Consider the following 23661-nt stretch of genomic DNA (forward strand, 5'->3'; position numbering starts at 1 on the left):
GCGAACTCCTCCCCTGCCTTTTTGTGTCTCGAAGTGCGTGTGTATCGGGTGTGTCAGTTGGTGCGGGCGTGTTTGACCCCAGCCATGCCCCGGCACAGCGGCAGGGTCTGCACTTGCGCGGTGTCGTGGCGGTCGGTGTGCCAGTCGATTCCCCCGATCGCCGAGGATCCGGCGGCCTGCTCCACCCGCAGGCACGCCCGGCGCAGGTCCTCGCTGTCGCGGCCGGTCACCGACACCGACATCGCATACGCCGAGCCGGCCACCCCGCGCCCCGGCGCCAGATCGTCGCGGCGGCGCGCCGAGGCCGATTCCATGACCTCAGCGGTGCCGTCGGAGATCTTGCCCTTCTGCCGGTGCCTGTGGCGGGTGGCGGCGTCCTGGGTGACGTCTTTGACGGCTTCGACGCGGGCCTTGGCGTCGGGGACGAAATCGATGCGCACCGAGATGGTGCGGATGGTCGAGGCGCGCGCCAGGTCCTCGCGGCCCTCGTCAGCTTCCACCCCCACCAGCAGCGGCTGCAGCCACAACGGGCCCAGCGTCTCGCCCTGGATCGCCCCGGGCGGTACCTGCCCGCAGCGGGTGTGCCACTTACCGGCCACCACCACCGCGTCGGCGCCGCCGATGTAGGACTGCCAGCACGATTCCCAGTCCACGTCACGGTCGTCGTCGAGGGCGTAGTCGGGGTTCTGCAGCGCCCGGATCAGTGCGGCGGTGCGCCGCTCCCCCAGCACGTGCACCGGTCCCCACCCGGCGCCGTCGAGCAGCCGCACGAGGCGTTCCAGTTCGTCTTTGACCACCGACGCCCATCCCACCTCGACGCGGCGGGTGCCGCCGAACTCGTCGCGGGTCGCGGCTTCTGCGTGAAACTCCGGGGTGAGCGGGACCTTCACCACCACGAACGTGCGGTGCTCCTCGGCCAGCGGGGCGATCTCGGTCAGCAACTGGTCGTAGTTGGCGACCAGCATTTCCAGTCGCCCGTCCTCGTCCGGTGCGAGCTTGTCGCGGTACCAGCGCACATGCGGGGTGATGTCGGCGGGCACCGACCGGTGCAACAGCTGCAACCCGCGGATGAACGAGGACCGTTTCGCCAACTCGGCCTGCACCCACCCCCATTCCCGCCACGCCGCGGCGTAGTCGGCGTCCGATCCCAGCCCGGACTGCACGCCTTGCACGGCCAGCACCACCGACAGGTAGGCGAACCTGTCGCCCGGGTTGGAATGGCGCAGCACGAACAGTGGGTCGAACCCGGTCCCGGCCAGCGGCAGCGGCTCCACCCGCCCGCAGAACACCGGCCGGCACCACGCCGGGTCCGCGCCCGGGTCATAGTCAGGTGCCGGGACACCGCTGCGCTCACCGCGATCGGTGACCGACCAGAACACGTGCTCACCGTTGCGGCGCCGCGACCATTCTCGGATGGTGTGCAGCCGCCGCTGCGCCCACGACTCCCGCCCGTCCCACGACACCGTTGTGGCCGCGACCGCCGCGCCCACCAGCACCCCCGCCACAGCACCAGCCCAGCCCTGCACGCTCCACCAGCACAGCACCGCCAGCGCTGCGGCAAGCGACCACACCCCGGCGAGCAGCGGATCCACTCCCAGCAGCCCGCGCCGGGCCACACCTTCTCCGGCCAGGGTCGCCGTGCGCGCCGGACCGCTCACCACACACCGCCGCCTGCGCCGACCAGTCCGCTGTCCGTGCTGCTCATACCCGCCTCCTCTGGGTCGTCCGCTCGCTGCGTGTACTGGGCCCGGTCAGTACCAGGCGGTGCCCGGTGGGTCGTCGCGCACGACGGCGCCCTGAGCGTCGACGATGACGCGGTGCCCACGGGTGTCGACGAACTCGCTCGATCCGTCGTCGCACTGAATCACGTTGTGCGCGTCGGGAAGTCCGCACGTGGCAGCGGCCGCCGTACCGGCATGACCAGTCACCGCCATGCCCGCGCCGCCAGCGACGGCCAGCCCGGCTGTTGCGGCGATGCGCGCGATTGTGCGGGTGAGTCTCATCGGTTGTCCCTAAGCGGTTGGGTGTGGGTGTCAGATGTCCAGGTCGGGGGCCGCGCCGTCGGCGGCGGCTTTGGCTTTCGTGATCGCGGCCGAGGCGGCGCTGGCGGCCACCCCAGCAGCGACGGCGACACCGCCGCTGGCTGCGCCGGCCCCCGCTTGGGCACCGGCCTGCCCGCTACGGGCCGCGGATTCGCCGGAGCCGTGCACAAGCGGGCGCGCACCGACCGGCTCACCACCGGACCTGCCGCCGATGGTGGCGAGGTCGCCGCGCTGGCGCTGCAGGTAGGCGGCTTGCAGCGGCCCCATCTGCGGTGTCGCGGCGGCGAGACCGCCGGGTGCCGCTGCGCCCGCGGCCGGGGGACTCAGCGCGGCAGTGGCAGTGTCGGCACGTACCGTCGGCTGGGCGGAGCCGACCCCGATGTCACCGCCGCTGCGCCCGCCGCGGCCGTACATCAGATAGTTCCCTGCCGCGCCGAGGGTCACCGCGCCCACACCACCGCCACCGCCGGTGTCGAAGGAGTTGCGGTCGGGCAGGATCGGCGCCCATTTCAGCAGCGACCACGGCGCCGCCGCGGCGATGACGAACCCCACCGCCACGAACAGCACCTTGCTGGCCGTGCCCGCGGCGGGATCGACCCAGCCGGCGTCGGCCACCCGGTACACCACCCCGAGCAGCAGGATCAGCAGCGGCACACTCAACGCGATCCCCAAAAACACCGCCACCGGGGTCAGTGCCTTGCGCCGCCAGCGCGGGGAGACCAGCATCAGCAGCGAAATCCCGGCCACGAACGCACTCAACGGCAGCCCGTACTGGTGAAACATCATCCCGACCCACAAGATCAGCGAGGCGAGCAGCAGCACGAAGAACAGCACCAGCCCGCCGATCGCGCCACCGAGGAAGTTGTCCGAGGTCGCCGACCCGAACCCGGTCACGTCGGAGACGAGTTGGCCGACCGATTGGCCGGTCAGTTTCGCCGCGCCCTCGCTCAACGGCTCGGTCACCCCCAGCACGAACGAGGCGAACAGCGGCGCGAACATCGACACGAAGATCCCCGCCGGGGCGTACAGGAACAGTGACTGCGCCAGCTCCCGCGGGGAGCCGTGGGTGCCCGAGCGCACCACCGTGTGCACCAGCAGGAACGCCATCACGACGAACCCGAGCGTCACCGCCGCCTGATACTCCTTCAGGAAATCCGGTGCCAGCGGGTCGAAGCGGTGACTGCACGTGATCGATTGCAGGGTCGAAGTGGACACGTCCACCGCGCCCTTTTTCATGTCGTTCGCCCACGACGCCGCGAGGCTGCCGCCCGGATTCGCCACAAAATCGACCATCGCCTTCGCGGCCTTGACCTCGGTTTTCGCCACCGCACTCATGCCTTCCAGCGCGAACTTGCCCGCCTGAAACGCCGGCAGCGCCTGTACCAACCCGGAAAAACGGTCGCTGAAACTTTTGTTCTTCTCAAGCCAGTTCGCGGTGCCGCCGAACATCGCGCCCACCGCCTGATTCCACTTCGCGCAGGTTTCGGCTGAAAGGTGCCCATCGGCGTGGGTGCAGTCGAGGAAAAAGGCGTGCATGCAGTAGGGGGCGCCCGCCGAGCACGGCCGCGACCAGGCCTCGCCGGGAACGGTGCCGTGCGCCGCGGCCGCGGCCTGCATGCCCGACAGCGAGTCCGAGTCCGGGGCCGCTGACCACGTGAATCCCCACGGGTTGTCCGCGGGCGAGCCCCAGGCCTTCAGGTCGTTGGCGCACATGCCGGTCGGCATCGCATACGCCGGGTCACCGGCGGGGAACACCTTCGGCAGCACATCGGAGCCGGGTTCGACCCCGTCCTTGATCGCCTGCGCGATCTTCGTCTGCTCCCCCGGTGCCAGCTCGCCGAACTGGTGGAACGACAGGAACGACAGTTTCTTGTCGTCGGGCAGGCGCCAGTAGATCAGCCGGTTCTCCTGGGCCAGTTCGGCATTGATGTAGGCCCCGAGGTCACCGCCCTTGCCCGCACAGGCCCCGGTGAACCACGATCCCTTGCGGAATTCCTCGGTCCCAGCGACGAACTGGCGCAGATCGGCGGGGAACCCGTGCGGCAGGCCCGACGCGTCCACCGGCGCGGCGGCGGTACCGGCGTGCGGGGCAGCCGGTGTCGCGCAGTCCGCGGCCGCGATCCCCGCGCCGGCCAGCAAGCCCACCAGCCACAACAGCACGGTCACGACCACCCGGCGCAGCACTTGAGTCTCTTTCTTGTTAGTTGACGAAGAAGCTGTAGTAGCCGGACTGCACTTGGGCGCCCGGGGTGTCGGCCGCACCGGGCTGGCCCGGCTGCGGCCCGACGTGGAACGACTGGTCGGCCACCTTCCAGTCCCCGTCCTCCCACACCAGGTGCAGGGTGCTGGTGCCCCAGGTGGCGATGGTTGCCCCGTTCGCGGACTTGTCGATTGTCGACTTGCCGGCCGTCACGGCCCAGATCGAGATGTCGGCGGTGTCGAGGGTCGAGGAGAGCACGGTGGTCATCGCCGGCAGGTCCGCGAACGCCTCCCCGGTGTCCTTGCGGTCCTTGGCGTCGTTCAGCGCCGATACCAGCCCTGCCCCGGGGTGCGCGGCGACCATGTGGTTCTGCACCGCCGCCAGCGGCAGCTTCCCTCCCCACGCAAGGTCGTAGGCCTGGATGAAGTTCACTGCGGCGGTGGCGGCGCCAGAAGCGTCACGGGTGTAGCCCAAGGGCACCCCGTCGACGATGCGCGACGGGCCGTGCGGGGCGTGCGGGACACTCGAGCTCGCCGACGTGTCATCGCCGCCGCTGCGAGTGGCCAGCCCCACCGCCAGCCCGATCATCGCTACGACCACCAAACCGGCCAGCCCCCACACCAGCCACTGCCGCCGACCCGAACTGCGCGGGCCTTGGGCGGCGGTCGCGCCGTTGGTGCTGCTCGCGGAGCTGCGGGTGGGCCTGTCGCCGGCGCTGGTGCCGGCGGGGTTGTCGGGGGTGATGGAGGAAAAGTTCTTGCCCATGATCGGAAATGTCCTTACCTGTGTGGGGCCTGGCCGGTGTACTCAGTGCGAGGGGAAGATGGCGACGATGCCGCCGACGAGGACACCGAGCATGGTCAGTCCGCCGAACGCGATGCCCGCCCATTTGGCGTCCTCGGTCTGCTCGGCCACCGCGACCCCGTAACCACCGCGCTTGGCGCGGGCCAGGCTCACCACCGCGCGCACCGCCGAGAACGCGGTCACCACGAACCCGAGCCCCCACACCCCGGCGAGCAGTTTCTGCCACGCGGCCTTGAACTGGATGCCGAACAGATCGAAGTTCGGCACCACGTTGTTGAATGGGTTACGGGAATCGTCGGCGAGCACACCGACGGTGGCCGCATCCGCGGCCGCGGTACCCAGCAGCAGCGCGGCGGCGAGGATCACCACTACCGCGGCGGCGCGGGCGGTCCAGCGCTCGGCGAACCGGTCGCGGTTAGGGGTTGGGGTCGAGGGCATCGGCGCTTCCTTTTCTGATCGGGCGTAGTTGCAGGTCTGGTTGTGCTGTGTGTGCTGGAGCATGGCGGTGCTCATCCGGTGCGCCGTGTGGCGGTGTCATAGCGGTCACGGCGGACGCGTTCGAGTTCGGCTTCCAGTTCGGCGATCCGCGCCGCCGCATCCTCGGCGGCCGCGGCGGGATACTCGTGCACGGGTTCGGCTGCAGCAGAGGTCGTTTCGATTCGAGTCGCGGCTGCGGCCAGGCGGGCCGCGACGTGTCCGGCAGCAACCGTCCACGCCCGTCGTGTCGGGGCGCCCAGCTGCTGGTAGTCGATGCGCCCGCCGCGGGCCAGTACCGGGTCATAGGGGATCTCGGCGACGGTGTCGATACCGTGCTCGGCAAGCGCGGCCAGCAGATGCGCCCGCAACCCCGCATCCGTGGGAGCCGGCGAGCCGGTGATCACCGCGACCGCCGAGCCCGCCAGCCGATCCAGGCCGTGTTCGCGCAGGGCGGCGAGCATCTTGAGCACGGTCATCCCGGCGGCGGCGTCGTAGACCAGCGGGATCACCAGCACGTCGGCGGCGTACGCGGTCCACAACCAGTTGCTGCGGCGGCGGTTGTTGCCGGTGTCGACGATGACCAGTTCCCGCCAGCGCCGCAGCACCGCGTCGATGCTGCGGCAATGCTCGGCGGTGATCTGCTCGAGGCGGCGCGCGCAGTCGTCGGAGGCGATGATCTCCACCCCGGACGGTTCGGTGCGCACCAGCCGCGACAGCGCCGAAGCCTGCGCGGCCGGGGCGGTCAGCGACTCCGCCGCGGCCAGCAGGTCCCATACCGTCACCGACCCGGTCGCGTTGGCGCGGTAGCCCAGGGTGCCTTCGGCTTCGGCGTTGTCCCACACCACGGGCGCCGCACCGGCCCGGCGCGTGGTGGCGAAGGTGTTGGCCAGCAGCAGCGCGGTCGTGGTTTTGCCTTGCCCGCCTTTGGCGTTGGCGACCATCACCACCTGCCGCCCGCGCAGCGGCGCGGTCAGCGCCGCGTGTGCCAGCCGGTCGGCGGTCTCGGCCTGTGACGGTGCCAGCCGCAGGCCCAGCAGCCGGTTGATCCGGCCCCGATGCCCCCACTGCGCGCGCTTGGCCGGCTCCTGCCCGGCGGCGTCGAGCAGCTGCTCGGCCCCACCCGTCGCCGGTGTCGAGGCGGCGGCTAGGGCGCGTTCGCCGTCGTCGATGGCGGGTGGGGTGAACTCGTCGGCGTCGAAGCCTTCCCCCAGCACGTCCGGCTGGGCCGGGGGCGGGGCGGCGGAAATGATTATCTTGCGGGTGCGAGTCAAATCCACCGGCGCCTCACCGGGGTAGAACATTTCGCTCACCACAAGCCTCCTCGTGTCATTGCTGGTCCACCTGCGCCAGCGCCCATCCCGATCCCGCATCGGGCCGGGTCAGTACCACGTCCACTACCTGATGCTGGGTGCCGCTCACTCGCCCGTCCGGGCCCGTGATGGCCTGATCCACCACGAACTGCCGGTAGGCGGCGGTGTCGGTGGACAGCGGGACCGGTTCGACCCCGGGACTGATCGTCGGCACCAGCCGCATGCCCGCCGCCGCCCAGTCGTGCCACTGCAGATCGCCGCCTTGGCCCTGTCCGTCGACCGGGATGCGCAGTTTGTTGGTCAAAGCGGCGGTTAGCAGCGGCGCCGCCCGAAGCTGCGCCACCGTCGAGTCGGTGTCGATGGCCGGATCCCAGGTGAACCACAACGTCAGCACGGCCCGCGCGACCGCGTCGGGGTCGCTGCGGTCCAGCCCGGCGTACTGCGGAGGCAGCACCGCCGCCGCGGCTGGGGCCGGCGACGGGGTCACCGACACCGGCGCCGTGGGCGGGCTCCAGCCCTGCGCCCCCGGTAGCGCCGATGTCGACGGCGGCGCTGTGGTCTCACCGGAGCGGGTCGCGCACCCCGCCGTCAGTCCTACCGCCAGCACGCACCCGGCCGCGGCTGCGGCCAGACGTCGTACGGACCGGCGCGGCGCGGGCGCGTTCTCGACGCAATGTTGATGGGAAAGCCGCAAAGAAGAACGGGAAACGGCCGCAGAAGCAGGTGTAGGTTCCGCGGATTCTTTGCGTCCCCGCTCGCCGCGACGTGCACGGATCGTGGTTCGTCCCACGTGTTTTGCGGCGGCGCGATCCGATCGGTTTTGCGTTTTCTTCCGTTCTCCGACGTCGAGAATTCCCGACGGCATCGGGCTGTGCTGCGGGTTTCCCGACCGATTCTGCGCCCCCGCAAGCGCGCCGCAATCTTGATGGAACAACCGCAAAGAAGAACGGGAAACTACAGCAGGGATCATTTCACTCTCCGGACCGAGGGATGGTCACCGACCGCGGCGGCCATCGGCACGATGTCGATGAACTGTCCCGATTCCGGGGCCTGGATGATTTGGCCGCCGCCGAGGTAGAGCACCACGTGCTGCGGCGAGGACCCGGCCGGGAACATCAAGTCGCCGGGGGCGGCCTGGTCGAGCGGGACCGGCTCGAGCAGCGGCGAATTCAGCTGATCGACGGTGAAATGAGGCAGCAGCACCCCGCCTCCGGTGCCCTGATACACCGCGTACTGCACCAGCCCGGAGCAGTCGAATCCGACCTTGTTGGCGTCCCCTGCCATCGTCGCCGCCCCACCACCGTCGCCATGGCCGAGGGTCGGGCCGAACTGGTTGCCCCCACCCCACGCATACGGCAGGCCGAGCTCCCTCCGTGCCGCGGTCAGGATCGCCTCCCCGGCCGGACCGCCCACCCCCAGCGGGGCGGCGGGCACCGACCAGGCCAGTGCCCAATGCGGGATGTCGGTGACGTAGGCGCGGGTTTCGCTGTTACCGCAGATCCCGCCCGCGGCCTTCGACGCCGCCGGGCCGCAGTTGTAGTAGGACAACATCAACTGGCTGGGGTCGCCGTGCACACCGCCGCTGGCGAGATCCTTGTGCGCCAGCTCCGCCAGGTCGCAGTCGTATTTCACCTGCGAGGCGACCGCGTCGGCGATGTCGAACGGGTCCGCTTTCCCGTCCCCGTCGCCGTCGATCCCGTGGGTCGCCCACGTCGAGGGCAGGAACTGGGTCGGGCCCTGCGCGCCGCTGGATGGGTTGGTGACTTGTACCTGAAATCCGCCCGATTCGTTTCGGATCTGGGCAGCAATGATCGGGGCGGTGGTTTCCCGGCAGCGCCCGGCGAATTTAAGAATCCACGGCACAAACGCCGCCGCTGCCGGATAGTCGTGCAGCAGCGCGGCCAAGTTCAGCCCCGTCGCCCCCGGCACCGCCGCGCACCCCGCCGTGGCCGCCGCTGGGTCGGGTGGGTTGACCGCCGCGGCCAAACCGATCCCCGCCGCGGCAGGGCAGGCCAGTCCCGGCTGTTGCAGTGAGCGCGACCCCAGCATCATCAACGCCAGCCCGGCCAGTGTCACCAGCGGGAGGCCCGCCAACAGTTTTGCGGCGCTCATCAGTTCACCCCACCGGCCAGCGCCTTGGTGAAAAAACTCAACAGCCAGCCGATCGCCGAAGTGGCGCCGTCGACCAGGAAGCTGCCGTAGGACTGGTGCGAGCCGGAGGCGAAAAACGTCGCGGCGTCCAGGCCCTGCTTGGCCAGTTGCGCCAGATCCTGGGCGCCCTGCGATGTGGCCAGCGACCCCAGCTGGGAACTCAGCGCGGCCAGGTTCCCGCCCGAGGCGGCTTGCACGAGGTCACCGGACTGACCGGCCGCCGCCGTCATCGCCCCTAGCTGGGATGGGTCGGTTTTCGGGCCGCCGGTCAGCACCCCGGCCGCGACCGAGGCCAGATCCAGCCCGATCGGCAGCAGTCCGGCCAGCGCGGCCGGGTTGCGCAGCGCCGCCCACGCCACCTCTTGGGCGCGCCCGACATCGTTGGCCAATCGGATCACATCGACATTGCCGAGCATGTTCAGCACCAGCGCCGCAATCTGGCAGTACCCGCTCGGATCGGGCAGCACCCCCACCACCCGTGCGGCCTCATGCAGGTCGATCGCGGCGGCCATCTTCACGATCGGGGACAGCAGGTTGTTCAGGTCCCCGGCCAGTTTGTGCGCGCCGTCCACATCCAGGGCAGCGATGCGAGCCGGCAGCGCCGCCAGATCGGCCCCGATCGCGGGCAGGTTCGCCGCCAGCGCCCCCAGGTTCGACCCGACGCCGACGACCTGGTCGATTAGCGTCGACGGTTTCAGCACCGACAACACCGACTGCGCGGTCTGCAGCGTCGCCGGCGGCAGCCCGGTCAGCGGCCCCAACGCACTGGTCAGGCTCGACACAGGACCCGTCAGGGCATCGGCCACCGAACCCGCCGCCCGCGGGGCCGTGGTGCCTGACAGCATTCCCCCGGCGGTCGAGGCCACCGTGTTCGCCGCCGAAATCGCTTGCGGCAGATTCATTTTCGATGCTGCGTCGAGTACCTCACCGGCAGCGGCCTGCGGCGAGCCCGCAGGTGCGAAGTCCAGCAGTTTGCGCGCCGACGGATTCTCTGCCGCAAAGCGGGCCACGTCCGCCAGCGGCGTCAGCGACTGCGCCACCGAGGACGCGGCCGCGCCCACCCCGGCTACCTGCTCGGCCCGCCCCGTCGAGTCCACCGCAGGCGAGGCGGCCAGGTCGCTGACCTGGGCGGTCATCGCCTTCGGTGTCGCCGACAACCCGCCCAGGTCCGCGCCCGAGAAATCCGACACCAGTCCCGAACCCGCCCCACCCGGCGCAGCGGTTGCATCGGCGGCGGCTTGGTCGCTGTTGTCCGGGTTGGTGGGCGACTCAGCCGTGGTGGACTGCTCGGTCGTGGTGGACTGTTCGGTCGTGGTGGCCGACTCGCTCGGTGCCGACGAACCATCAGTGGGCGGGCTGGAAACGCCCGACCCTCCTGCGGTCGCAGGGCCGGATGGTCCTTGGCTCGTTGAGCCGCTTGTCGCTGTGGTGTTGTTGCCCAGGACGCGACCGAGCGCCCCGAGAATGCCGTCTTGTCCGGTCGAGGTCGCGCAGTACAGGTCGGTGGGGGCGCAGATCTCGCGCACTACCGGCGTCAGCTCGCCGAAACCCTCCGGACGGCCCCCCGCGATGCCGGCACCTGGCGGTGTCGGGCCCACCGATTCGGCCTGATCCGGGGAGCGTTTGGGGTCGGCCAGCAACCCCACCGCCGCGACCTGCGACGCCTGGATCGGGCCCTGGCCGTGGCCTATCGCTGCGGCCACATCGCCGGCGACCTGCGCGCCCTGGGAGTAGCCGCCCAGCAGCACCTTGGTACTCGAGCAGAGCCCCGACAGCACCCGCCGCACGGCGGCGACTCCCGCTGTCTCGGACTGGGCGTAGGTCTTGCCCTTGTCGAACGCGCTGGCCGGATACGCCGGAAAAACCACCCGCACGTCGCTGCCGTACTTGGTGGTCAGACCCTTGCCGACCGGGGCGAGCATCCCCACCGGCACGTTCGGGTCCGCATGCTCGCTGGTCTCCCACGTGCCCGGCACCAGCACCGCCAGATACGGGCGGCACCCGCCGCCGTCGGCCGTGGGGACGTCGGCGGCCGTGGGGACGTCGGCGGCCGCCACCGCAGTCCCCGAGGTGACCGCGACCGCACTCAACACCGCGAGCGTCGCCACTCGGCTGGCCAGCAGTTTCGTCATGGCCGCGCAATCCCTTCCCTGTCGCGTCGCGTCGTGAGTCGTTTACGGGTGGGCGGGGTCGGCGGTCAGCGACACCACCCCGTAGCGGCCGTCGGTCTCGGCGACGCGGGCCAGGTTGTCGTGGGCGGTTTGGGAGCCGTCCGGGTGCCGTTCGGTGATGTGCAGGCTGTACACGCCGTCCCCCTTCGGGCGGATCAGCAGGCAATGCTTGGTCCCTACCGGCACCGCGTCGATCCCGGCCTGAATTGCCTGCGCGGGCGGCAGCGTCGATCCCGGCGCGGCCAGCGCTGCCGCCGTCGCACCGCTGCGCATGTCGTAGTAGGCGTGCTCGATCGCCGCGATCACCCCCGGACCCGACGCCGTGTCCCCAGCCGCGGCCGTCGTCACGGCACCATCAGCCGCCACCGCATCGGCACACCACGACGACGCACCCGCGGTAGCTCGGGGCGCCGGGGCAGCCGGAGCCGGGACAGGCGACTCGTCACCGCTGCCGGTCACCACCACGACAGCGCCCAGCAGCACACACCCCGAACCCGCCGCCAGCAGCAGCCAGCGCCGCGGCGGGCGGCGCTTCCAACGCCGCCACGACCCCGCCGCATGCAGGGCTGTGTCCGGGGCGGTCTCGTACCAGGTGGCCCACTCCGAGGTCTCCCGCTCCTGCGGGTGCATGTCCGTCGCGCCCATCGCGCTCACCCGATCAGCGGCGCGGCGCGGCCGGGCCGACACCCGGGAGCTGGATAGCCGGCAACGACGGAAGCTGCGGGGCTGGCGGTACCGGCAGCGGTGGCAGCTTTGCTGGGTCTGACTCGTGATCGCCCGCGCCGTAGAGGGTGCCCACCACCGCACCCGCGGCGCCGCCGATCGCCGCACCGACCGCGGCCGCCGGGAGCCCCGCCACCGCCGCGCCGATGCCCGCGCCTGCCGCCGCTCCCGCCGGAGTCCCGACCAGCGGGGCCGGGATGTTGCCCGCCCCCGCGCCCAGAACACCACCGACGACAGCGCCGCCTGCTGCGAACGGCGCTCCTGCCACCGCACCGCCCAGTGCCGCACCCGCCAGTCCCGCGCCCAGTCCGGCCGCGGCCATGCGCTGCGCGCTGTCGGTAGGCACACCGATCGACCGCCAGCCGTTCTCCACATCTGCCTCGGCGATCGCGGAATTGACGTTGATCGAGTTCTTGACGTTGTCGGGCATCCAGCCGGGCTGGCCGGTCTGGAAATCTCCAACCCGCACCACGTGGGGGTCGGCCGGGATCACCGGCGTCACAGGTTTCACCGGAGTCGGCGCATGCCACGTCGGCGCCGGATTCGTCGACGGGACATTCTCTTCACGAGATATCGAGGAGTGCCCGCCGCTCGATGAATCAGGCGACACATACCCGGAATCACCGCCGCCGTCTCCGACCTCGTTGTCGGTGATCGGCGCCACCGGATACGGCAGATTCGGCACCGCATATCCACCTTCCGGCTCAGCCGGAGCCGGAACGGCCGGTGGCGCGGCGGGGGCCTGCGAGGTCAGCCCCGGCTGCGGGGTCGACGGATCTGGTGAGGTCAAACCCGGCTGTGGCGACGCGGCCAGGACCAGTCCAGGTGCCGCCGCCGCGGGGGCGGCCAGAGCTACCGCTAGCGAGCCGATCGCAGAACTCATCAACGTGCCGACGGCTACGCGGCGGCCTTGTCGCAGATGTGGTCTTGCTTGGGTCATTGCAGTCCCGTCCCTCTCCTTGGATGGATCTGGAGCGTCCGGCCGAGTGCAAGGCCGTCGGGCGGTCGGCTAGAGCTACTCGACCGGACGCTTCCAGAAGTATACATTAAACCGGTACAGCAAACCGGTACAGTGTTGGTGTTGCGATTGGGGTGCGGCAAAGTGTCAGGCCATGAGGTCCGCCACATGACCCGGCGCATCACTCGCGGGTTCCGCGTGGATCGGCTGGTGGCTGCCCGAAAAGACAAGGGGTTCACCCAGGCCGAGCTGGCAAGGCTTGCCGGGTTGACGACCGGTGCAGTGAAGTCTTGGGAATCCGGCCGCACGACCCCGGAAGTCGCCAACCTCGCGCGGATCCTGGATGCGCTCGGCCTGCACATCGCCGATGTCATCGATATCCCCGTCGGTGACCGCCACCTCGGCGACCTGCGGGTGCTGGCGCTGTTGCCGCAGACGGAATTGGCCCGCCGCATCGGCATCTCGACGACCGCGCTAGGCGAGCTCGAACGCGGCGAAGCCAACCTCAGCGATACGGTGGCTGCACGACTGGCGGACGCCCTCGGTGTTGCCGAGAGCGAAGTACGTGAAGCATTTGTACGGACCAGAACGCGGCCGCCGAACACCCCGGCATAGGGCCAGTGGTGCCGGTTGCCGTCGTGACTCACAACCGTGAGGTTGTCGGCATTGGTGCCACACGAACAACGACTTCGGCGTTCCGCACGGTTATCGTCGCAGGTCAGCCGATATGAGCAGAGTTTTCCGCAGCGGAACCGGCGAGTGCGCGGAAACCGGACAAAGGGGGAGCGTGTCGATCACCGAAGAATCGTCGCCGCGGCGGGAGTTCGCGAACGACTTCGAGATCTTGTGGAACGCGGCCGGGAACCCGACCCTGAAAGGAGTCGAGGCACGCGTCAACGCCGGGCCGCCGCTATCGGGGCGCATGCATCTGCACAAACGTCTCAGCGAATGGCGCAGCGGTGCACGGCTGCCCTCGGAAGAGAGCTACCCGGCCTTCGAACGCGTTCTCGCCCTGCTCATCGCCGAGGCCCGCAAGCACCACCAACAACCACCACAGCCCGGCCTGTACGACCCAAGAACATGGCGGCGTAAATGGAGCACGGCCCGCACCAGCTCGGCGGCCGGCCAAGCGATCGCTGCCGATGACGACGCCGTATGCCCCTACCGCGGCCTGGAGTCGTTTCGCGTGCAAGATGCCATGCGGTTCTTCGGCCGAGGGCGCAGTCTCGAGCAACTTTTCGAGAAGCTAGCCGCTCCAGGGGGAATCCACGTTCTGTTCGGGCCCTCCGGTGCCGGAAAATCCTCCCTGCTGCAAGCCGGCCTCATGGCCGAGGCCACGCAGAAGGGCCTACCGGGCATGCCCCAACGGGCGTGCACCACACGGTTGTTCACTCCGGGTCCGGAGCCGATCAAGGCTCTGATCGCCCGCATCCCCGAATTTCGCGACTGGATCCGCAACGGCGCCACGCACGATCTCGCGGCGGCTCTCGCGGAAAACTTCGGCGACAGTGCGCTGCTGCTCATCGTCGATCAATTCGAAGAAGTGTTCACCAGTTGCACCGACCGGGACACCCGGAGAAGGTTCATCACTCTCCTCAACGACCTAGCTGCTGCCGAGACAGTTCGCGTCGTCCTCGGGCTACGCGTCGACTTCATCCGACCCTGCCTCGATCACAGCGAACTCAGCGAAGCGATTTCCGACAGGGCAATGGCTCTGGGTCCCATGACCGTCGAGGAAATGCGCACCGCGATAACTGAACCGGCCCGAATCAACGGCCTGAAACTCGAGCAAGGTCTCGTCGAACTAATCTTGCGCGACCTCGACATCGACACCACCCAAAACGCCGGTGTGCTGCCTTTGATGTCGCACGTTCTCGAGGTGGTGTGGCGCCACCGCGACCAGCGAGGACAGCTGACCATCGCTGCCTACAAAGCCGCAGGTGGTGCTCGCGGATCAGTGCAAGACACTGCCGAACAGGCGTGGAAACGCCTCGACACCCACCAGCAAGCCGCCGCCCGCAACATGCTGCTACAGCTCGTCCAGATCGGCGAAGACCATCGCGACACCCGACGACGAATCGCCCGGGCCGAGCTGCTGCAAGTGGGCAGAGCCGGCGGGGGAAACAGAGCCGCCGACACCGCGCTGGAAACTCTGCTCGGCGCCCGGCTGCTCAGCGTCGACGACAACGGCGACATCGAGTACGCCCACGAAACCGTGATCGACTCCTGGCCGCGCCTGCGCGAATGGATCGACCAGGACCGCGAGGGCAACATCCTTCGTCAACGACTCGAACGCGACGCCCGCGAGTGGGAGAGCTCCGGACGCCCCAGCGAACACCTCTACACAGGTGCGCGACTGGCCGCCGCCCAGGAACGAAACACCCGAGACAATGCTCTTGTAACGGCGTTTCTCGCCGCCGCAACCTCAAGCAGGCGCAAACGACAGGCAGCGCGAAACAGCGTTGTTCTGGCGGTCGTGGTGCTGGCGGTATTTGCCGGAGTTCAGTGGATCAGGGCCGCGAATAGCCGCAGCGATGCGCAATACCGCGCAGTCATCGCTACTGCCGACCGGCTTCGATCGTCCGATCCCTCTCTGTCTGCCCAGCTCGCGCTAGTTGCACATGAGCAGCGCCCAAGCGACTCCAGTTCCATTTCACGACTCCTTAGCACCGAAGATGCGCCCATGGCTACTCCAGCCATCGGGCATTCCGGTCCTATCTACACCGCCGCCTACCGGCCCGACGGCAAAGTCGTTGCCACCGCGAGCGGTGATCGCACAGCCCGGCTCTGGGACATCTCCGATTCCGGCCACCCCAAACAACTCGGCGCACCCCTGACCGGACACACCAACTTCCTTACCTCTGTGACCTGGTCACCGGACGGCGCATTGCTCGCCACCTCCAGTGGAGACGGCACCATCGGCCTATGGGATGTCCGCAATCCCGCCGCGGCGCGCCGGATCGGTCACCCGCTGCGAGCCCCGCACAGTCACGGAACCATCTACGTGACCTCGATCAGTCCTGACGGTCGACTCCTCGCGGCGCCGCACGACGACGGGACAACGGCGCTCTGGGACATCGCCGACCCGGCACACCCCGCCGAACTCGCCACCCTCACAGGCCCAGCAAAGGCCGTGCGCACCACAGCGATCAGCCCCGACGGCCGCCTGCTCGCCGTTGGCAGTGATGACAAGAACGTGTGGCTGTGGGACATCAGCGACCCCCGCAATCCGACCCTTGCAGCAGATCCACTGCCGGGATTTACCCGTGCGGCGCATAGCGTCGCCTTCTCCCCCGACGGCACCATGCTCGCCGCTGCCAGCGACGACCGAACCATGCATTTGTGGAACGTCACCGACCCACGCCGGCCTACCCCCTACGGACCGCCTGTCGTCGTCGACGGCGGTGCCGTCTGGTCGATCGCGTTCGGCCCCAACAACACAACGCTGGCCACCGGCAGCTGGGACGGCACCGCCCGAATGTGGAACATCATCGATCCAGCGCACCCACGCGCCCTCGGACAACCCTTCGCCGGCAGCAACGGAGGCGTGATCACCGTCGCGATAGCCCCCGACGGACACAGTCTCATCACGGGCAGCGAAGACGGCGTCCTACGCCTGTGGAACCGCCCCACGGCCGTCATCGACGCCCACACCGACCGCGTCATGACACCGCGATTCAGCCTTGACGGGACACGCATGGTGACCGGATCCGTCGACGGCACCCTGCAACTGTGGGACACCACAGACCCGCACCACCCCATCGCGCTCGGCCGCACTACCTCGCCGAACGGACAGATCGACAACCTCACCTTCACCCATGATGGCCACACCATCTTGACCACCGGCGGAGACGACCACTCCATCCGACTCTGGGACGCCACCGACCCGCAATCCATCAAACTGCTGCGAGCTCCGCTACCGGTGGGCGCCAGGTACTCCTACGCGCTGGCCATCAGCCCTGACGGCCGCACCCTGGCAGCCCCGAACGACGACCACTCCATCCAGCTCTACGACGTCACCACTATCACCGATCCCACGCCGATAGCCGCGCCGATCCCGGCAGGGGCAGACACACTCACCGACGCCGCCTTCTCCCCCGACGGCCACACCCTCGCCGTATCCGGAACAGGAACCAGCGGCATCACTCTCATTGACATCACCAACCGCGATCACCCGAGGACAATCGCCACGTTGCACGGTCACACCCGAGCTGTGGAAGCACTTGCATTCGCCCCCGACGGAACTCTTGCCAGCGCAGGCGACGACCAGACAATCCGGCTGTGGGACGTCACCGTCCCGAGTCAGCCGCACCTACGAGGTGGCCCGCTCCTCGCGCAAACGAGCACCATCAGATCTCTAGCGTTCTCCCCCGACGGCCACACCCTCGCCGCCGGCAGCGATGACGGCACCGTCGCGCTCTGGGACACCGCCGACACAGCAACGCCCGTCACCGTCAACGATGCCAGCGACACCGCCACCCGTTGGTACGTCGCCTTCAACCCCCGCGACAACAATGCACTGGCCGCAGGCGGTGAAGGCGGTTCTGTGCGTATGTGGGATCTATCCCCGGACCCCGCCGAACAACGAATCTGCCACGACACCCACGCAATCCTGACCAAGACCGTCTGGAACCGCGAACTACCCGGCCAGGACTACCAGCCCCCATGCGCCAACTAGGAGGACCACCCATGCTCGAACCCACCTCAGCCCAGACCGCGACGCCCCTCCAGTACGTCGCCGACCACCGCGACATCCACATCGATGGCACAGCGCGGCGAACCGCCACAGACCCACATCAAGCCGCAAAAGCCGTCACCGCCGAGATCACTGACCGCATCGCGGCAGTACTCGACGCCTACCCCGGTCAACCCACCGTCCTACTTTCCGGTGGAGTCGACTCGATTCTCGTGGCCGCCACCGCCGTTCACCTGGGTAAGAGACCGCACGCCATCACCGTGGTCACCGAGGGCGAAACCGACGACGAAACCCCGGCCCGGGCAGCGGCGCAGGCGCTCAACATAACCCACGACGTCATTACGCTTGGCCCGGCCGATGTCGTGCGCGTCGCCAAGCAGGCGGTATCTGCTCTCGACACCAGTGAGCTCTGGGAGATCGCTGCGGCAATGCCAATTCTCGCTGCCCAGTCCGCGATTCAGGCGCATGAAGCCGAACAAGCCGGGCCCGTGTCGATTCTGACCGGCAGCGGCGCTGACGCCATCTTCGCCGGCGGGAGACCGGTTACCTCGCCGGTCGACTCCCTCGACGCGACAATAGAACTCGACAAGCTAGTCCGCGACGAAGTTGGCAAGAACTTCGTCCGGGACCGACTCATCCCCGACTTCTACGAACGAATCCTCGGCGACAAGGCCGACAAACTGATTCATGTCTTCCAAACCGAGCGCTTCTGGGAGCTCGGTGAACAGCTAGCTCCCCCAGCCTTGTTCGTCCCTCGGGACGGGGATGTGTGCGACAAAGCCGCGTTGCGGATCGCCTGTGAAGCGTTGCTGCCCGCCGATGCCGCATACCTCGCCTGGACTCGGAAATCTCCAATCCAGCGCAGCAGCGGGCTCTTCGCCGCACTCGCCGATGCCGCGCGCGCCGCCGCGGCGGAACTGCCAGGCGCGCAAACCTATACCGACCCGCGAACCGAATCCTTCGAAGCCGTCGCCACGCGCCTGTATCTGGCTCGACTTGCTGGGAACGTATAGAACCGCCTGCCGGCGCGTTTATCAGGATCTATAAGAGAGCGTCTTATAAATCCTGATAAAGTCTGATGGATGGATCCGGTCCTGAACCCATTCAAACCCGGAGCGGGCCAGCGGCCTCCCATTCTCGCTGGGCGTGATGCCTTACTCCACGACTTCGACATCGTCCGACGCCGAATCACAGAGCTGGGCGAAGGTGATCGCAGTTGGATTCTCACCGGTCTGCGAGGCGTCGGAAAAACCGTTCTGATCGGCGAGCTCGAGCGCGTGGCCGTCAATGCCGAATGGCTTGTCGCAAAGGTCGAGGTCAGGAAAGGGCACGGTCTAGCCGACGAGCTCGCTACTCGACTTGCGGCCAGTTTGCGTCGTGCACAACGACGCTTCGATCCGGAGAAGCTTGAGTCGCTACTGAGAGTGTTCAAGTCCTTCACGGCGTCACTGAAGCTCGGCGTAATCAACCTCGGCGTAGAGATCACCCCGGCCGCCGGCTATGCCGACACCGGGCGGTTATCAACGGATCTGACCGACCTTTTCGTCGCTCTGGGCGAAGCTGCGCGCGGCCTGGGCGTCGGTGGGCTCATCTTGGTCGACGAACTGCAAGATGCGACTGCGGAGGAAATGGCCGCCATCAGTACGGCGATCCACCAGATCAGCCAGACCTCTCCCATGCTGCCGCTGTTCTTCGTCGGCGCCGGTTTACCGTCCCTTCCCTCCCAACTTGCCACCGCAAACAGCTATGCAGAGCGGCTCTATCAGTACCGCACGCTGTCCGTTCTCGACGCCGCCAACTCACGTGCGGCACTGATGCAGCCGGTCATCGAACGCGATGCAGTCTGGGATGAGGATGCGCTCGAAGTCGCGATGGCCGCCGCAAATGGCTACCCCTACTTCTTGCAAGAAGTAGGCAAGGCCGTCTGGAACTTCGCTGACGGACCGCGATTCACCGTCGAAGACGCCAAGGTCGGCACCGAAATCGCAAGAGAAGAGGTCAACGCCGGGCTTTACCAATCACGATGGGACCGCGCCACTCCCGCCCAAAGAGAGCTCCTCCGCGCCCTCGCGAACAAGGGACACGGTGAAGGCGTCATGGTGCGCGAGTTGGCCCGTGCGATGAAGAAGCCAAACGCGTCCGTTCTGTCGGTCCCACGTGACGAACTGATCAAAAAGGGACTGGTGTACGCGCCGGAACGAGGAGTGCTGGCCTTCACCGTCCCCGGCTTTCACCAATTCATCCTCAACCAGCACTGATACCGACACAAAGCGACTGCCCCCAGGAAGCGCATCTTGGTACACCGGTCGGAAGTTCCCCAGAAAGACTCGAGTCCTCAGCGAGACCTCGGCGTGTCGCGCCCGTTACTCGTGATGCTCGAGTTAGTAATAAACGCATGGCGCGACCAGTTTCTAAACCACCGGCGAAGTTGGTTGGTGTGAACTTGTCTCTCGAGTTGATCGAAGCAATCGACAACGCAGTCCGAGAGCGGGGGTGCACCAAGCGCGCGTTCTTCGAACGTGCAGTTTGTCAAGAGCTCGGAATAGAAGCACCGGCGTTGTCGGGGTTCAATCAAACAGAGTTGCCGGTCATTACAGATCGCGACCACCAGAAAGGCACTGCTGCATAGCAACAGCTAACACATAACGGATCGGTTCGCGGGCGGCGTATCCGGATCCGACAGGCCCACAAAATTATGAAACCCCCCAGCGGGCGGCTAGGGGGCTTCAAGATCCCGAAGGGACTGTCTTGGTGGACAGGTCTCACAGTAGCGCATATCCAAATGTGCCACACGCAGACACGCGCATCGCTCGTCACCAACCGCCAACCCCAGATCCGTTGCTCATCTGGCGACAGTTGGCTCCCCGCGTTGCAGCCCGACAATCCATGCGGCTGCGGTCACCTCACACCCGCAAATTTGACATCGCGCAACCACGGTTAACCGCCATAGTTCCAACCCTTCCCGCTGCGGTTCCCATCTTTCGACGCGACGGCACTACCACCCTCCTTGCGCTCGACTTCGACGCCGCGACTGGATTTCCGGGCGAGGTCGAACGCGACGTAGAGCGGGCCGTCGAGTGGATCGAGGCCGCCGGCGGCCGAGTCGTCATCGACCGATCGACATCGGGTGGAATGCACGTTCTGGTGCCGTTGGCACCACAGACGCCCATCCGGCAGGCCAATTTGCGACCGCTGCTCGAGCTGTTGGCGTCCCGCCTACCCACACTCGATACCGCGCCGATGCTGACACACCCGGCCGTAGCCTGCATCACCCCGCCCGGCTCAGTCTGCAAGAACGGGGGGCACCGACAACTCGTCGGCACCACACTCGACGAGGCGCGAGACGCTTTCGCGCTCCGATCCGAACCAGGACTCATCGCCCGGCTCATCGAATACCTAGGCCCGCAACAACCACTCCCCCGCACAGGCTCCGACACCCCGCCCACCCCAGCTGCCGCGGTACAGGTGGTGTCACTCGACACAACGCTGCCGAAAACCAGGATCTCTGCCGCGCCGCTGCCCGCGTGGGTCGCGCGATTCCAGAAAGACGGAATCGTGCCGAAGAAGCGGCGACCGGACGGGCGTGTCTGGACCGCCAGCGAAGCACGACTGAGCACCTTCGAACAGTTAGCCCTCCGCGGATGGAGTGGCCAAAAGATCTGGAACGTCATGCAGCGGCAATGGCCCGCAATGTGGGCGGCCTACGCCGAACGTAAAGACCGCCACCGCCTGTTCGCCCACGAATGGGAACTCGCGCACAGCCATGCCTGGCACCGATCAGCCAGAAGAGTCGCGAAATCCCACTATTCCGAGCATCAACCCGTACTAACCCACACGGGGGGGATACGGGGACTGCGCTGGAAATTAGCTGCCGCGCGGAAATGGGTTCACCTATGCGACCAGTTCAGTCGAGACGAGGTATTCACCGCCTTGGCCGTGATCACCGCTCTGGCTTACGGTGTCGCGATCAACACCGGATCAACTGCGGCGATGGGAGGGCGATGGCTATCGGTGGCGGGCGGAATGATCGCCGAGGAATCGGTGTGGACGATGTTGCAGAAACTGAGGTCTATCCCAGGATCTCCAGTTCAGTTCGTGCGAGGGCACACCGCCGAACTCGGTGACGAATATGCACTCGTCACGCCAACAATCGGAGGTCGACCAGTACGGCCGTTCGAATGGGAGGCCTACGCGAGTCGCTTGGACGCGATTGACCCAGTTTGGGCGAAGATCGGACGCAGTGCATGGCACGTATGGGAAACCATGCGAGTGATCGAACCGCAGCCTGGGGCCCGCCTGACCCGGCGAGTCATCGCGGCCGCCGCACGAATAAGTCTCAGCACAGTAGACAACGCGTTGGCGGCCCTCAACGAACATGGACTCGTCGATGCAGGACACGGCTGGGCCGCCCGAACCCGGCGCAATGTTCGCCAGCTTGGCGAAACCACCATCGAGGCCGATCAGCGCAAGCAACAGCGGATCCGGCGCCACCGTGATCAACGAAGGGCCTGGAAACAATTCCTCGGAATTGTCGATGGCACTGACTTCGCAGCTGCAGAGACTGATTCGGCGATTACAGATGACGAGGATTACTTGGACGCTGTCGCTTTATCTGGGCCGGCAGGTTCCCAAAGTGCTCTCCTGGCGGCGATCGACGACCCAATCGACCTTTTGGCGCGTGAACTGGGCGCGGTCAGACTCGAGGTGTTTGCGGGGGGTTGGGGTTCCGGTAGTAACCGCCGAAAAATCAACGGATATGGCGTAGCTGCTGGTCAGCGCCGGTTGGCATCCGGGCCGAGTAGCGCGGTGAGCTCGCGCATCGCCTTCGGGGATGGTTTGAAGTAGCGGCGCAGGTTCTCGGCCTTGCGGTGGCGGGACTTGGCCATCAGTTCCAGCAGGCTGGCCCCGGATTCCCCGAGGTGGGTTAAGCCGGAGTGGCGCAGTTCGTGCAGATCCCAGCCGGTTCCGGGCCCGTCGACGGCGGTGGCGGCGTCGAGCAGGTCGAGGGCCTGGTCGTAGGACAGCCGGGCCAGGCCGGTGTCGGGGCAGACGTCGCGGTCGGCGAGGTACTTGCCGGGCCCGGGACGCCGGTGGCCCACGAAGACCGGGCCGCGGGTGCGGTCGCGGATCAGCCGCGGCAGGAGCCGGGCGGTGCCCGCGTCCCAATACACGTTCTCGAGGACGTGCTCGTGGTGGGCGGCGCCGCGTCGGCGGGTGCGGGGTTTGGCGCCCTTGGACTTCACCGGCGCGCACCGGCCCGCGAGGTCGAGGTCCTCGATGTTGAGTTGCAGCAGTTCCTCGGTGCGCGCGCAGGTCTCGTACAGCATCCGCCACAACGTCTTCTCCCGCAGGTGGACGTCGCGGCGGCCGATGAGCCGGTCGATCGCGGTCCGCGAGCGGACCGGGGTGTCGGAGTCCGGCGGCGTCGACCGCCCCGCCGACGCGGGCACCCTCGGCGCGGTCCAGCCCTGCTCGGCGCACCAGGACAACCATTTCGCGACGGCGGCGCGGCGCGCGTTCCAGGTGTTGACCGCCGCGCTGCCCCACAGGGATTCGAGCGCGGCGCCGACCTCGTCGTCGCCGACCGAGTCCAGGGCGCGACTGGCACCGGTCGCCCCGTTCGGGCCGCGGCCGTCGAGCTGGTCGACGGTCTTGACGATCGCGATGCCGTAGGAGCGGCGCGTGTTCGGCGAGGCGATGGTGTCCAGGTACGCCTCGGCGGCCGAGCGCAGGGTGCGCGCCGGTGTGGCGCGCAGGCGGGTGACGGTCGCGGCCATCGGATCCCCCTCGTCGGTGCTTGCCCCGGATAACGGGGCCGCTTCGTGTCGTCCCGGCCCGTGAGGAACAACGGAACGAAAAGTCACGCCAGGACCTGATTGCTGGGCGTACGGTGTGCGGCTGTGCCGGTGGAGTTCCTATCCGATGAACAGGCGCGGGCGTTTGGGCGGTTCACCGGGATTCCGACCCGTGAGGACCTGGACCGATTCGCCTTTCTGGATGACGCCGATCTGGAGCTGATCAGTCGGCGCCGCAGTGACTATTCGAAACTCGGGTACGGCCTACAACTGGTGACGGTGCGCTGGTTGGGAACGTTCCTGCCGGACCCGTTGGATGTGCCGGTCGCGGTGC

The 23661-nt window shown here is 67.8% G+C and carries 18 protein-coding genes; 6 read left to right on the forward strand and 12 right to left on the reverse strand.

Annotated elements, in window-relative coordinates:
• Positions 1–53: 53 nt before the first annotated feature.
• The 11 genes from FOS14_RS23465 to FOS14_RS23515 form a co-directional block, all read right to left on the reverse strand.
• On the reverse strand, positions 54–1661 hold the full coding sequence (locus FOS14_RS23465; protein ID WP_143773278.1) for a hypothetical protein: 1608 nt from the start codon (positions 1659–1661) through the stop codon (positions 54–56).
• Positions 1662–1751: 90 nt separating this feature from the next.
• The gene (locus FOS14_RS23470; RefSeq protein WP_143773279.1) at positions 1752–2003 is read right to left on the reverse strand and encodes a hypothetical protein; all 252 of its coding nucleotides are present in this window, start codon (positions 2001–2003) and stop codon (positions 1752–1754) included.
• Between the two features lie 30 nt (positions 2004–2033).
• Positions 2034–4226, reverse strand: coding sequence for a hypothetical protein (locus tag FOS14_RS23475; protein WP_143773280.1), 2193 nt, complete (start codon positions 4224–4226; stop codon positions 2034–2036).
• A gap of 16 nt (positions 4227–4242) precedes the next feature.
• Positions 4243–5007: a hypothetical protein gene (locus tag FOS14_RS23480; RefSeq protein WP_143773281.1), complete on the reverse strand. Its 765-nt coding sequence runs from the start codon at positions 5005–5007 to the stop codon at positions 4243–4245.
• Between the two features lie 42 nt (positions 5008–5049).
• Positions 5050–5484, reverse strand: coding sequence for a hypothetical protein (locus tag FOS14_RS23485; RefSeq protein WP_221936760.1), 435 nt, complete (start codon positions 5482–5484; stop codon positions 5050–5052).
• Positions 5485–5555: 71 nt separating this feature from the next.
• Positions 5556–6833 carry a hypothetical protein gene (locus tag FOS14_RS23490; RefSeq protein WP_143773282.1) on the reverse strand — a complete coding sequence of 426 codons (1278 nt, stop codon included), beginning with the start codon at positions 6831–6833 and terminating at the stop codon, positions 5556–5558.
• Between the two features lie 16 nt (positions 6834–6849).
• Positions 6850–7527, reverse strand: coding sequence for a hypothetical protein (locus FOS14_RS23495; RefSeq protein WP_143773283.1), 678 nt, complete (start codon positions 7525–7527; stop codon positions 6850–6852).
• Between the two features lie 272 nt (positions 7528–7799).
• On the reverse strand, positions 7800–8945 hold the full coding sequence (locus FOS14_RS23500; protein ID WP_143773284.1) for a bifunctional lytic transglycosylase/C40 family peptidase: 1146 nt from the start codon (positions 8943–8945) through the stop codon (positions 7800–7802).
• The gene (locus FOS14_RS23505) at positions 8945–11116 is read right to left on the reverse strand and encodes a cutinase family protein (RefSeq protein WP_143773285.1); all 2172 of its coding nucleotides are present in this window, start codon (positions 11114–11116) and stop codon (positions 8945–8947) included. The genes FOS14_RS23500 and FOS14_RS23505 overlap by 1 nt, the downstream gene beginning before the upstream one ends.
• Positions 11117–11158: 42 nt before the next feature.
• Positions 11159–11800 (reverse strand): hypothetical protein, encoded by a 642-nt coding sequence (locus tag FOS14_RS23510; RefSeq protein ID WP_143773286.1) that lies wholly within the window; start codon positions 11798–11800, stop codon positions 11159–11161.
• Positions 11801–11813: 13 nt separating this feature from the next.
• Positions 11814–12818, reverse strand: a complete 1005-nt coding sequence (locus FOS14_RS23515) for a hypothetical protein (protein WP_185981914.1) — start codon at positions 12816–12818, stop codon at positions 11814–11816.
• 186 nt (positions 12819–13004) lie between these two features.
• Here FOS14_RS23515 and FOS14_RS23520 point away from each other — a divergent pair, with 186 nt between their 5' ends.
• The 5 genes from FOS14_RS23520 to FOS14_RS23540 all read left to right on the forward strand — a co-directional run bounded on the left by FOS14_RS23520 (position 13005) and on the right by FOS14_RS23540 (position 22377).
• Entirely contained in the window at positions 13005–13451 is a 447-nt protein-coding gene (locus FOS14_RS23520) for a helix-turn-helix domain-containing protein (protein ID WP_185981915.1), read from the forward strand.
• Between the two features lie 112 nt (positions 13452–13563).
• A complete protein-coding gene (locus tag FOS14_RS23525) occupies positions 13564–17514 on the forward strand; it encodes a WD40 repeat domain-containing protein (protein WP_143773289.1) in 3951 nt (1316 codons plus the stop codon).
• Between the two features lie 11 nt (positions 17515–17525).
• Positions 17526–18545, forward strand: coding sequence for an asparagine synthase C-terminal domain-containing protein (locus FOS14_RS23530; protein ID WP_185981916.1), 1020 nt, complete (start codon positions 17526–17528; stop codon positions 18543–18545).
• Positions 18546–18614: 69 nt separating this feature from the next.
• The gene (locus FOS14_RS23535; RefSeq protein ID WP_143773291.1) at positions 18615–19790 is read left to right on the forward strand and encodes an ATP-binding protein; all 1176 of its coding nucleotides are present in this window, start codon (positions 18615–18617) and stop codon (positions 19788–19790) included.
• Between the two features lie 628 nt (positions 19791–20418).
• Positions 20419–22377, forward strand: a complete 1959-nt coding sequence (locus FOS14_RS23540) for a hypothetical protein (protein WP_143773292.1) — start codon at positions 20419–20421, stop codon at positions 22375–22377.
• Here the strand turns inward: FOS14_RS23540 and FOS14_RS23545 are convergent.
• Positions 22305–23309: a site-specific integrase gene (locus FOS14_RS23545; protein ID WP_143773293.1), complete on the reverse strand. Its 1005-nt coding sequence runs from the start codon at positions 23307–23309 to the stop codon at positions 22305–22307. The two genes, FOS14_RS23540 and FOS14_RS23545, sit on opposite strands and share 73 nt — an antisense overlap.
• Positions 23310–23432: 123 nt before the next feature.
• Here FOS14_RS23545 and FOS14_RS23550 point away from each other — a divergent pair.
• On the forward strand, positions 23433–23661 hold a 229-nt coding region (locus FOS14_RS23550; protein ID WP_185981917.1), incomplete at its 3' end, for a DUF4158 domain-containing protein.

Origin of the sequence: Skermania sp. ID1734, from assembly GCF_007489285.1 — a bacterium.
GTDB lineage: Bacteria > Actinomycetota > Actinomycetes > Mycobacteriales > Mycobacteriaceae > ID1734.